Origin of the sequence: Streptomyces sp. NPDC093546 (assembly GCF_044765045.1) — a bacterium.
Lineage (GTDB): Bacteria > Actinomycetota > Actinomycetes > Streptomycetales > Streptomycetaceae > Streptomyces.
The window spans coordinates 495,325-506,582 of the sequence record NZ_JBIWJG010000001.1 but is presented as its reverse complement, the minus strand read 5'-3'; the positions used below and the strand labels follow the sequence as shown (position 1 = coordinate 506,582).

Genomic DNA, 11,258 nt, shown 5'->3' with positions numbered 1-11,258 from the left:
TGAGCCCGATGAGCCAGGCGGCGCAGAACCTGAACTGGTTGATCACCAGCTTCGTGGACAACACCCCCGGGGTGTCCCACACCGTGGTGGTCTCGGCCGACGGCCTCCTGCTGGCCATGTCGGAGGGATTCCCCCGCGACCGCGCGGACCAGCTCGCGGCCGTGGCGTCCGGGCTGACCTCGCTGACCGCGGGGGCGTCCCGGATCTTCGAAGGCGGCCCGGTCGCCCAGACCGTGGTGGAGATGGAGCGTGGCTTCCTCTTCATCATGTCGATCTCGGACGGCTCCTCCATGGCGGTGCTCGCGCACCCCGACTGCGACATCGGTCTCGTCGGCTACGAGATGGCGCTGCTGGTCGACCGGGCCGGCAGCGTCCTGACCCCGGACCTCAGAGCCGAGCTCCAGGGCAGCCTGCTCCGTTAGCTCAACCCCGGGGCGGTACGTACTCCCTCCCCCCTCGTGTACGTACCGCCTCTCGTACTTGTTCATTTGTCGGCCGCCCCATCCGGCCCCCCACCGGCCCCGTCACGACGGCACGCAGACCACCTGCTGTCACGACCCGGAGGATCCATGACCCCGCCCACCGCCTCTCACGATCCGTACGGCGCGTCCCTGGACGCCGCGTACGGACACGAAGGCGATCAGCCGCTGGTCCGTCCGTACGCCATGACCGGCGGACGGACGCGGCCGCGCTACCAGCTCGCCATCGAGGCGCTGGTCAGCACGACCGCTGACCCGGCGCACCTGGGAAGCCTGCTCCCCGAGCACCAGCGGATCTGCCACCTGTGCCGTGAGGTGAAGTCGGTGGCGGAGGTGTCGGCGCTGCTGTCGATGCCGCTCGGGGTGGCGCGGATCCTCGTCGCCGACCTGGCGGAGGCGGGCATGGTGGCGATCCACCAGCCGGGCAATGGAGAGGCCGGCGGTACGCCGGACGTGACGCTGCTGGAAAGGGTGCTCAGTGGACTTCGGAAGCTCTAGCGGCGGCGCCGGAGGCGGCGGCCGTTCGACCACCAGCGCGAAGATCGTGGTGGCGGGTGGGTTCGGCGTGGGCAAGACCACGTTCGTCGGTGCCGTCTCGGAGATCAACCCGCTGCGTACCGAGGCCGTCATGACGTCCGCGTCTGCCGGAATCGACGACCTCACCCACACCGGCGACAAGACCACCACGACCGTGGCCATGGACTTCGGCCGCATCACCCTGGACCAGGACCTGATCCTGTACCTCTTCGGTACCCCCGGTCAGGACCGCTTCTGGTTCATGTGGGACGACCTCGTACGCGGCGCCATCGGCGCCGTCGTCCTCGTCGACACCCGCCGCCTCGCCGACTGCTTCCCGGCCGTGGACTACTTCGAGAACAGCGGCCTGCCGTTCGTCGTGGCCCTCAACGGTTTCGAGGGGCACCAGCCGTACACGCCGGAGGAGGTGCGGGAAGCCCTTCAGATCGGCCCCGACACCCCCATCATCACCACCGACGCCCGCCACCGCGCCGACGCCAAGAGCGCCCTCATCACGCTCGTGGAACACGCACTCATGGCACGGCTCAAGTAGGCGTGCATATACGGTAGTTGTCGTAGACATCCAGTGAATGGAGATCGAGATGACATGTGTCCTGGGACACGGTCGGCCCGCCCATTCATAACGTTTCGACAGAGAATTGGGGCGCGCCGGACACGACCCGCGTTCGCGCGGTGCCGCTGCGCTCACGCGAGCCTCGCCTTTTGGCGGGGCTCGCTCTTTATGCCCGTTTTATCGGGGGTCTGGACCAGTGACGGCGGCCGAATCCCGCTGTTTGGAACGCGGCCGCTTTACGTGCTGCAATGCGACGAACTCCCGAGTAGTACGGCCCTGAACAGAAAAACGGCACAACGTAGGTGCCGGCGCCGAGAGGTTGTTGGTCGAGTGAGGCGAAGCAAGAACAGCGCCGCGGAGCAGCAGGCGCGGGGGAACTTCACCCCGCCCGCGCGCACTGCGGTGCCGCCTGCCGATGCGCCCGGAACACCGTCGGACGGCCTCGCCGCCGGCACCGGCAGCACAAGCAAGTTGTCCCCGCGCAACTGGCGGGTGCCGACCAGGCTGAACGCGATCCTCCTCATACCCGTGCTGGTCGGCCTCGTCATGGGCGGCTTCCAGGTGAAGTCGTCCATCGACACCTGGAACGAAGCCCAGGACGCCGAGAAGACGGCCCTCCTCGTACGTGCCGCCGCCGAGTACGGCGGGGCCCTCCTCAACGAGCGCGACCTCACCGCCGCGCCCCTGCTGACCGCGAAGAGCGCCGAGGACCGCGAGGCCGCCCCGGTCAAGGAGGCGTACGCGAAGACGGACGCCGCCAAGGCGAAGTTCGACGCCGCCGTCCAGAACATGCCCGACGACCCGGGCCTCCAGCGCCGTCTGAAGCTCTTCCGCGCGGAGGAGCCCACCCTGGAGCAGCTGCGGGAGACCGCGTACACCAGGGCCATGGACCCGACGAAGACCGAAGAGGGCTACGTCAAGGTCCAGCACTCGCTGATGGAGTTCGCCAACGAGCTGGGCCTCGGTACCGGCAACGTCACCGCCTACGGCCGTACGGTCTACGCCATCCAGCTCGCCAAGGCTGCCGAGTCGCTCCAGCGCTCCATCGGCATGCACCTGCTGATCCGGCCCAGCAAGGACGACGCCACCTTCGCCGAGCAGTCCGTGGCCTTCAAGTCGTACAACTACCTGGAGCAGATCGCCCTCGGCGAGTACATCTCCGGCGGCACCGCCGAGGACCAGGAGAAGCTCGTCCAGGTCATGACGGGCAAGGCGACCGAGGGCGCGAAGCGGCTCAAGGACGCGGGCCTGAACCCGCCCACGGACAAGCAGGGCTCCGTCTTCGCCGGCATGGCCGCCGAGATCGGCAAGGCCCAGGACGCCGACGGCATCAAGGACCTGCGGGACAAGGACATCACGCCCGAGACCTGGATGGGCGCCGCGACGGCGAAGTTCGAGGGCTACAGCGAGATCGAGGCCGACCTCGTCACCAAGGCCGTGGAAGAGGCCGAGAACATCTCCAACGACGCCCAGACGGACGCGTTCGTCACCGGTGGCATCGTCGTGATCGCCCTCCTCGCCGCGTTCATCCTCGCCGGGATGATGGCCCGCCAGATGAGCACCTCGATGCGCCGGCTGCGTACCGCCGCCTTCGACGTCGCCGAGCAGCGCCTGCCGATGCTGGTCGACCAGCTCTCGCGCACCGACCCGGGCCGCGTCGACACCCGTGTGCAGCCGATCCCGATCAACTCCCAGGACGAGATCGGCGAGGTCGCCCGCGCCTTCGACCAGGTCCACCGCGAGGCCGTCCGGCTCGCCGCCGAGCAGGCCCTCCTGCGGGGCAACGTCAACGCGATCTTCACCAACCTGTCGCAGCGCAACCAGTCGCTGATCGAGGGCCAGCTGACCCTGATCACCGACCTGGAGAACAACGAGGCCGACCCGGACCAGCTGGAGAACCTCTTCAAGCTGGACCACCTGGCGACCCGTATGCGCCGCAACGGCGAGAACCTCCTCATCCTCGCGGGCGAGGAGCCCGGCCGCCGCTGGAACCAGCCGGTGCCGCTGGTGGACGTGCTCCGTGCCGCCTCCTCGGAGGTGGAGCAGTACGAGCGCATCGAGCTCACCGGCGTGCCGGAGTCGGAGATCCACGGCCAGGCCGTGACCGACCTCGTGCACCTGCTCGCCGAGCTGCTGGAGAACGCCACCACGTTCTCCTCTCCGCAGACCAAGGTCCGCGTCACCGCGACCCGTCTCCCGGACGGCCGCGTGATGATCGAGATCCACGACAAGGGCATCGGCCTGACGGCCGAGGACTTCGCGGACATCAACCACAAGCTGGCGAACCCGCCGACCGTCGACGCCGCGATCTCGCAGCGCATGGGCCTCTTCGTGGTCGGCCGCCTCGCCGACCGGCACGGCATCCGCGTCCAGCTCCGCCCCTCGGGCGAGCAGGCCGGTACGACGTCGCTGGTCATGCTCCCGGACGCGATCACCCACGGTGGTGGTGGCGACCCGATGGCGGAGGACGACTTCACCGTCTCCCAGATCATCCCGGAGCAGCAGGTGTACGAGGCCGCCCCGCTGCGTACGGCGGCGGAGCTGGGCTTCGACGACTCCCGTTACGAGCAGGGCTCCGGCCAGGAGACGGCGCTGGACCCGGTGGGCCGCTCGCTGATGCGTGAGGAGCGCCGTGCGGCGCTGGGCGCGCAGCTGTTCCGCGACGAGTCGGACGAGCAGCCCCAGGGCGCGTACGGGCAGCCCCAGGAGCCGTACGAGCCGCAGCGCGACCCCTACGAGGCGCAGCGCGAGCAGTACGAGCCCCAGCCCGAGCAGCAGTACGAGCAGCAGGCGTACGAGCAGCAGCAGTCGTACGAGCCGCAGGCGGCGTACCCGCAGAACGGCTACGACCAGTACGGCGGCCAGGACTACCCGACGGGCGAGTACGCGACCGGCGAATACGCCACTGGCGAGTACCCGGAACCCGGCTATACGGAATCGGTGTTCCCGGATCGGGACGGCCCGCAGCAGCAGTACGACGGCTCGTTCGACACCGGTACCCACCAGGGCGACTGGTCGGATCAGGGTGCGCACGCGGGCGGCTACGAGGACGCGTTCGGTACGGAATCGGAATCTGCGCAGGGCGGTCACACGAACGGCCCTGAGCGCGTAGGCTTCTCCTCGGGCCCCGCCCCCAGCACCGGACACGAGCTGACCGACGCCGGTCTGCCGCGCCGTGGCGGCAGCGGCGGCCAGCAGCCGCCCACGCGGCAGCAGGCTCCGCAGCAGCAGGAGCGCTCGCAGCAGCAGGCGCGGCAGCAGGGTTCGCAGCAGCAGACTCCGCAGCAGCAGGGTTCGCAGAGCGAGGACGGCTCCGAGGGCTGGCGTTCGACGAACGACGAGCGCTGGCAGCGGGCCGAGAAGCTCCGCAAGCCCGCGGCCGGCGGGGTCACCCCCTCCGGACTGCCGCGGCGGGTCCCCAAGGCCAATCTGGTCGAGGGCAAGGCTGAGCAGACCCCGCAGGGCGGCCCACAGGTCTCCCGCGCCCCTGAGGACGTGCGAGGCAGGTTGAGCAACCTGCGCCGCGGTGTCCAGCAGGGACGCAACGCGGGAACGGACACGAACGGACCGGGCCTCGGCCCAAGTAGCACCTACAACCAGGAGCGTTAGTGTGAGCCCGATGAGCCAGGCGGCGCAGAATCTGAACTGGTTGATCACCAACTTCGTGGACAACACCCCCGGGGTGTCCCACACGGTGGTGGTCTCCGCCGACGGACTCCTGCTGGCGATGTCCGAGGGTTTCCCCCGTGACCGTGCCGACCAGCTCGCCGCCGTCGCCTCCGGACTGACCTCGCTGACCGCGGGGGCGTCCCGGATCTTCGAAGGCGGTGCGGTCAACCAGACCGTGGTGGAGATGGAGCGCGGCTTCCTCTTCATCATGTCGATCTCGGACGGCTCCTCGCTGGCCGTCCTCGCCCACCCGGACGCCGACATCGGTCTCGTCGGCTACGAGATGGCGCTTCTGGTCGACCGTGCGGGCACTGTCCTTACCCCGGATCTGCGCGCGGAACTCCAGGGAAGTCTTCTCAACTAGCAGACGGACCGTGCGTTTCTCGCCACCGCGCCATAAGGTGCGGTGGCGCGGGTCCACAGGGACATGGACCGGCGAACGGTAGTCGGAGGAGGAAGAAACGTGGCAACACCCCCGGGCGGACACCACCCATACGACGGTGCGCACCAGTCACAGGGTGAGGCAGGCCAGAACCGCTTCAACTTCCCTTCGGCACCGAGCGGACACGGCACCCAGCAGCCCTACCAGGGACCCCCGTCGTACGTACAGCCGCAGGCACCGCGCATCCAGCCGGTGCAGCAGCGGCGCAGGGCCCCGGAACCGGGTCCGGCCTCGTCGTCGGGCTCCGCGGGGACCACCCACAATCCGCTGGTCCGTCCGTACGCCATGACCGGCGGCCGGACGCGGCCGCGCTACCAGCTCGCCATCGAGGCGCTGGTGTCGACCACGGCCGATCCGTCGCGGCTGCAAGGGCAGTTGCCCGAGCACCAGCGGATCTGCCGGCTGTGCATCGAGATCAAGTCGGTGGCTGAGATCTCGGCGCTTCTCTCCATCCCCCTCGGCGTTGCCCGGATCCTCGTCGCCGACCTGGCGGAGGCCGGACTTGTCGCCATCCACCAGCCCGGCGGCGACGAGTCCGCCGGCGGCCAGCCAGACGTGACACTGCTCGAAAGGGTGCTCAGTGGACTTCGCAAGCTCTAGCGGCGGTGCAGCCCGCTCAACCACCAGCGCGAAGATCGTGGTGGCGGGCGGCTTCGGCGTGGGCAAGACCACGTTCGTCGGTGCCGTCTCGGAGATCAACCCGCTGCGTACCGAGGCCGTCATGACGTCCGCGTCTGCCGGAATCGACGACCTCACCCACACCGGCGACAAGACCACCACGACCGTGGCCATGGACTTCGGCCGCATCACCCTGGACCAGGACCTGATCCTGTACCTCTTCGGTACCCCCGGTCAGGACCGCTTCTGGTTCATGTGGGACGACCTCGTACGCGGCGCCATCGGCGCCGTCGTCCTCGTCGACACCCGCCGCCTCGCCGACTGCTTCCCGGCCGTGGACTACTTCGAGAACAGCGGCCTGCCGTTCGTCATCGCCCTCAACGGCTTCGACGGCCACCAGCCGTACACCCCCGACGAGGTCCGCGAAGCCCTCCAGATCGGCCCCGACACCCCCATCATCACCACCGACGCCCGCCACCGCGCCGACGCCAAGAGCGCCCTCATCACGCTCGTCGAGCATGCGCTGATGGCACGCCTCCGGTAGGTCTTCCGTCGGAAGGGCCCGCACACCTTCAGGTGTGCGGGCCCTTTCGTGCTCCTGGGCCTACGACAGGGCCCCGCACTCCGAAGAGGAGTGCGGGGCCCTGTCGTACGTCGTGCGTCAGCCCTGCCAGCTGTGCGGGGCGCGGAAGCCGGACTGGCGTTCCAGGCGGCGCCAGCCGGCCGTGGAGCGGCGGGGCGCGGTGGCCGTGTCGGCGGGCCGGGCGCCCGCGCGGGCCATGAGGATGGCGGTGATGGCGGCCAGTTCCTCGGGGTCGGCGTGGCCCTTCTCGACACGGAGGAGGGAAGCGGTGGTCACGAAAGGTCTCCTCTGAGGGGCTTACTGGGGCGGGTTGCCGTGCTTGCGGGAAGGCAGGTCGGCGTGCTTCGTGCGGAGCATCGCCAGCGAGGCGATGAGCACGGAGCGGGTCTCGGCGGGGTCGATGACGTCGTCCACGAGACCGCGCTCGGCGGCGTAGTACGGGTGCATCAGCTCGGCCTTGTACTCCTTGACCATGCGCGCGCGCATGGCCTCGGGGTCCTCGGCGTCGGCGATCTGGCGGCGGAAGATGACGTTGGCCGCGCCCTCGGCGCCCATGACCGCGATCTCGTTCGTCGGCCAGGCATAGGTGAGGTCGGCGCCGATGGACTGGGAGTCCATGACGATGTACGCGCCGCCGTAGGCCTTGCGCAGGATCAGCGAGATGCGCGGCACGGTGGCGTTGCAGTACGCGTACAGCAGCTTGGCGCCGTGGCGGATGATGCCGCCGTGCTCCTGGTCGACGCCGGGCAGGAAGCCGGGCACGTCCAGCAGCGTGATGATCGGGATGTTGAAGGCGTCGCACATCTGGACGAAGCGCGCGGCCTTTTCGGACGCCTCGATGTCGAGCACGCCCGCCAGCGTCTGCGGCTGGTTGGCGACGATGCCGACGACCTGGCCGTCGAGGCGGGCGAGGGCGCAGATGATGTTGCGGGCCCAGCGCTCGTGGATCTCCAGGTAGTCGCCGTCGTCGACGAGCTCCTCGATGACCTTGGCCATGTCGTACGGCCGGTTGCCGTCGGCCGGGACCAGGTCGAGCAGGACGTCCGAGCGGCGGTCCGCCGGGTCGTCGCTCGGGTGCGCCGGCGGGTTCTCGCGGTTGTTGGAGGGCAGCATCGACAGCAGGTACCGCACCTCGGCGATGCAGGTCTCCTCGTCGTCGTACGCGAAGTGCGCGACGCCGCTCGTCTCGGCGTGGACGTCCGCGCCGCCCAGGCCGTTCTGGGTGATCTCCTCGCCCGTCACCGCCTTGACCACGTCGGGGCCGGTGATGAACATCTGCGAGGTGTCGCGGACCATGAAGACGAAGTCCGTCAGGGCGGGGCTGTAGGCCGCGCCGCCCGCGCACGGGCCGAGCATCACGCTGATCTGCGGGATGACACCGGAGGCGCGGGTGTTGCGCTGGAAGATGCCGCCGTAGCCGGCGAGCGCGGAGACGCCCTCCTGGATGCGGGCGCCCGCGCCGTCGTTCAGGGAGACCAGCGGCGCGCCGGCCGCGATGGCCATGTCCATGATCTTGTGGATCTTGGTGGCGTGGGCCTCGCCCAGGGCGCCGCCGAAGATCCGGAAGTCGTGCGCGTAGACGAAGACCGTGCGGCCCTCGACCGTGCCCCAGCCGGTGATCACACCGTCGGTGTAGGGCTTCTTGCTCTCCAGGCCGAAGCCGGTGGCGCGGTGCCGCCGCAGCTGCTCGACCTCGTGGAACGAGTCCGGGTCCAGGAGCAGCTCGATGCGCTCACGCGCGGTCAGCTTGCCCTTGGCGTGCTGCGCTTCCGTCGCACGGTCACTCGGGCCACGGAGGGCCTCCTCGCGCAGGGCGTGCAGCTCGGCCACACGCCCCCGGGCGTCGGTCGGCTCGCCCTGGGTTTCGTCCACAACGGTCATGTACCGACCCTACGAAGCCGACCAAGAAAATCCCGCCGTCGACTCCGTACAGTCTCCGGACTGATCTCCTGTGAGCCTTGAACAGAACCATTCGGCCGAGCGGTGGAAGTGCCAGCCCCGGACCATTGGTCCTTGTGGGGGTCCGACAAGGTTCGGCTGCGCTTCAGCCAACAGCCACCTGGCAGCGGTGGCCCGCGCCGGCCGTGCCCGGTGTGACGCGCAGCCTCAGCGTACGTCCGGTCGCCAGGACCTCGACGGCCGGATCACGGCCGAGGACGCGGTGGGCCGGATGGTGCCAGGTGATCTCCAGCGGCTCGCCGGTGCGCGGCGGCTCGCCGATGTGGAGGGTGGCGGTACGGCCCCGCCGGCGGACGAGCACGCTCGCCGGGGCGGTCGCGGTGAGCGGCCCCACCGTACCGGGCTGCCAGAAGTTCGCGGCGGTCAGCCCCAGGGAGCGTACGGCGACGGCCTGCTGGGCGGCGGTGTTGGCGAGGACGTCCAGCCAGTGGGGGTCGTGGGCGCGGGCGGCGACGGCACGCAGGGAGGCGCCGGGCATCAACAGGTACGCGTACGAGGCGTCGGCGGGGTCGGTGCCGTGGTCGAGCCACAGGGTCTGGTAGCGGCGGGTGCGGCGCTCGGTGGTGGAGGTGGTGTTGATGTCGCGCCAGGCGCCGGTGCGGTCCTCGCGCAGGGTGCGCAGCGCCGCCGTACCGTCCGGGAGGACCCAGCCGCCGTGGCCTTCGAGGTGCGCCCAGTGGGTGCCGGTGGTGAGGCGCTGTTCACCGGCTTCGCCGAGGCAGCGGTTGTCGACGATGGTCTCGACGGGGACGCCGTCGGCGGCGGTGATGCCCGCGCCGAGGCAGACGACGGCGTCGGCGGCGCAGAACCAGGACTTGCGGGCCTCCAGGGTCGAGCCGAGGCCGCGCAGGTGCTGGCCGACGGCCGCGTACGCGCCGTCCGTCACTCCCCCGACCCACCGCACGTCGGGCTTGGGCGCGCCCCATTCGCCGCCCGCGCGGTCGGGGAGCCGCTTGGTCGACACGGTGGTGCCGGGCAGCCGGTACCAGTCGACGGTGGGCCAGAACCAGTCGGTGTACTGGTCACCGGTCGTGTCGGTCCACCAGGAGAGCATTCCGGCGCCGGTGTGCCAGCCGCGGGGGTTCTCGCCGTTGCCGCACTCGTAGTACGCGATGCGGTCGGAGGCCATGGCGACGCAGGCGGCCCAGCCGGGGCGGCGGTGCACGGCCCTCGCCATGGACGCGAAGAGGGTGTGGCCGACCGGTTCGGGCGCGGCGGGGACGGGTGAGGCGGCGACCACGTGCAGCCGGGCGAGGTCGGCGACGCCGAACTGACCGGCCGTGAGGACCGGGGAGACGGTGTCGCGTTCGATCCAGCCCTTCACGCGCGCGTGCCACCGGGCGCGCTCGGCGGGGCTCGCGGCGTCCGCGAGCAGCGCGATGGCGGCCATGACGCCCTGCCCGTGGTAGTGGTCGCCGCGCATGATGCCGCGGACGTCGTTGCGGAGCAGACCGCGGCTGATGGCCCGGCCGTTGACGCTGTCCATCATCAGGCCGTTGTAGAGGAGGGGCGCGTACGCCTTCTCGACCGAGTCCAGGACGATCTGGCGGGCGGGGTCGGTGACCTCCCACGGGGAGCCGGCGAGCAGGGCGAAGAGGCGGCCGAGGCCGTCGAGCATGACCTGTCCGTACGTGCCCGAGTACGCCACCCACGTGTGCTGCACGAAGCTGCCGTCGGCGTAGAGCCCGTCGCCGGAGGTGACGTACGGGAAGACGGGTGAGAGCGCGTCGCGCGCGAGGGCGATCTTGTCGGGGCGGCGGCCGAGGACGCCGCGCAGGGCGACGGAGCGGCACAGGTCGACGCGGTTGGCGCCGGTGGAGGTGCCGGTGTAGTCGGTGAGCATCGCGTCCGGGATGAAGTGGTCGACGGCGGCGCAGGCGGCCTCGACCCGGGCCGGGCCCAGCTCCTCGTACAGGGTGGCGGTGATGTCCATCAGGAGGCGGGGGCTGCCGATCTGCCACTCCCACCAGTTGCCGTAGCGGGTGGTGGAGGGGTTGTAGACGCGCTCGGAGAGGTGGTCGATGCCGCTCAGGACGTCGGCGAGGAGGCCGGGGTCGCCGGTGTGGCCGGTGCCCGGCTGGGCGTACGCCTGGGTCATGGCCCACAGGCGGTGGTAGCTCTGGGTGATGCCGGAGGGCGGGTTGAAGGGGTAGCCGGGCCACAGGGTGGTGGCGGTGGGAGCCATGGAGGCGCGGAAGCGGGCGGCGAGGTCGCCGGTCTCGGCGAGGCGGGAGGCGTACGGCTCGGCGGCCGGGTCGTAGCCGGTGCCGAGCTGGAGGCCGAGCCAGCGCAGGCGGAGGGTCTCGAAGTCGGCGTCGGCGGCGGCATGAGCGCCGGGGGCTGCTGTCACGGTCAATCCCAGAGCGGTGGCGGCGAGGAAGGTGCGGCGGGTCCAGTGGGGCATGTTCGGCGGCACGT

10 protein-coding genes are annotated in these 11,258 nt (G+C 70.4%); 7 read left to right on the top strand and 3 right to left on the bottom strand.

Features of this window, described 5'->3' with window-relative positions:
* Positions 1–8: 8 nt before the first annotated feature.
* The 7 genes from ACIRNI_RS02180 to ACIRNI_RS02150 all read left to right on the top strand — a co-directional run bounded on the left by ACIRNI_RS02180 (position 9) and on the right by ACIRNI_RS02150 (position 6,842).
* Positions 9–422 (top strand): roadblock/LC7 domain-containing protein, encoded by a 414-nt coding sequence (locus tag ACIRNI_RS02180; protein WP_355356352.1) that lies wholly within the window; start codon positions 9–11, stop codon positions 420–422.
* 147 nt (positions 423–569) lie between these two features.
* Positions 570–977 (top strand): DUF742 domain-containing protein, encoded by a 408-nt coding sequence (locus ACIRNI_RS02175; RefSeq protein WP_355356342.1) that lies wholly within the window; start codon positions 570–572, stop codon positions 975–977.
* The gene (locus tag ACIRNI_RS02170) at positions 958–1,548 is read left to right on the top strand and encodes a GTP-binding protein (RefSeq protein WP_403547524.1); all 591 of its coding nucleotides are present in this window, start codon (positions 958–960) and stop codon (positions 1,546–1,548) included. Before ACIRNI_RS02175 ends, ACIRNI_RS02170 begins: the two co-directional genes overlap by 20 nt.
* 351 nt (positions 1,549–1,899) lie before the next feature.
* The gene (locus tag ACIRNI_RS02165; protein ID WP_403547522.1) at positions 1,900–5,178 is read left to right on the top strand and encodes a nitrate- and nitrite sensing domain-containing protein; all 3,279 of its coding nucleotides are present in this window, start codon (positions 1,900–1,902) and stop codon (positions 5,176–5,178) included.
* A gap of 10 nt (positions 5,179–5,188) precedes the next feature.
* On the top strand, positions 5,189–5,602 hold the full coding sequence (locus tag ACIRNI_RS02160) for a roadblock/LC7 domain-containing protein (protein ID WP_030980891.1): 414 nt from the start codon (positions 5,189–5,191) through the stop codon (positions 5,600–5,602).
* A 99-nt stretch (positions 5,603–5,701) separates the two neighbouring features.
* Positions 5,702–6,280, top strand: a complete 579-nt coding sequence (locus ACIRNI_RS02155; protein ID WP_403547521.1) for a DUF742 domain-containing protein — start codon at positions 5,702–5,704, stop codon at positions 6,278–6,280.
* Positions 6,261–6,842, top strand: coding sequence for an ATP/GTP-binding protein (locus ACIRNI_RS02150; protein ID WP_069978110.1), 582 nt, complete (start codon positions 6,261–6,263; stop codon positions 6,840–6,842). The genes ACIRNI_RS02155 and ACIRNI_RS02150 overlap by 20 nt, the downstream gene beginning before the upstream one ends.
* A 117-nt stretch (positions 6,843–6,959) precedes the next feature.
* Here ACIRNI_RS02150 and ACIRNI_RS02145 read toward each other — a convergent pair whose 3' ends face one another.
* The 3 genes from ACIRNI_RS02145 to ACIRNI_RS02135 form a co-directional block, all read right to left on the bottom strand.
* Positions 6,960–7,157: an acyl-CoA carboxylase subunit epsilon gene (locus tag ACIRNI_RS02145; protein ID WP_403547519.1), complete on the bottom strand. Its 198-nt coding sequence runs from the start codon at positions 7,155–7,157 to the stop codon at positions 6,960–6,962.
* A 21-nt stretch (positions 7,158–7,178) separates the two neighbouring features.
* Complete coding sequence (locus ACIRNI_RS02140; protein WP_403547518.1) at positions 7,179–8,762, bottom strand: acyl-CoA carboxylase subunit beta; 1,584 nt, start codon at positions 8,760–8,762, stop codon at positions 7,179–7,181.
* Positions 8,763–8,925: 163 nt separating this feature from the next.
* Positions 8,926–11,244: a polysaccharide lyase 8 family protein gene (locus ACIRNI_RS02135; protein WP_403547793.1), complete on the bottom strand. Its 2,319-nt coding sequence runs from the start codon at positions 11,242–11,244 to the stop codon at positions 8,926–8,928.
* Positions 11,245–11,258 lie beyond the last annotated feature (14 nt).

Coding starts and splice junctions, on each gene's coding strand:
- ACIRNI_RS02160 (WP_030980891.1), top strand. CDS start 5,189: ATGAGCCAGGCGGCGCAGAATCTGAACTGGTTGATCACCAACTTCGTG.
- ACIRNI_RS02135 (WP_403547793.1), bottom strand. CDS start 11,244: ATGCCCCACTGGACCCGCCGCACCTTCCTCGCCGCCACCGCTCTGGGA.
- ACIRNI_RS02180 (WP_355356352.1), top strand. CDS start 9: ATGAGCCAGGCGGCGCAGAACCTGAACTGGTTGATCACCAGCTTCGTG.
- ACIRNI_RS02140 (WP_403547518.1), bottom strand. CDS start 8,762: ATGACCGTTGTGGACGAAACCCAGGGCGAGCCGACCGACGCCCGGGGG.
- ACIRNI_RS02175 (WP_355356342.1), top strand. CDS start 570: ATGACCCCGCCCACCGCCTCTCACGATCCGTACGGCGCGTCCCTGGAC.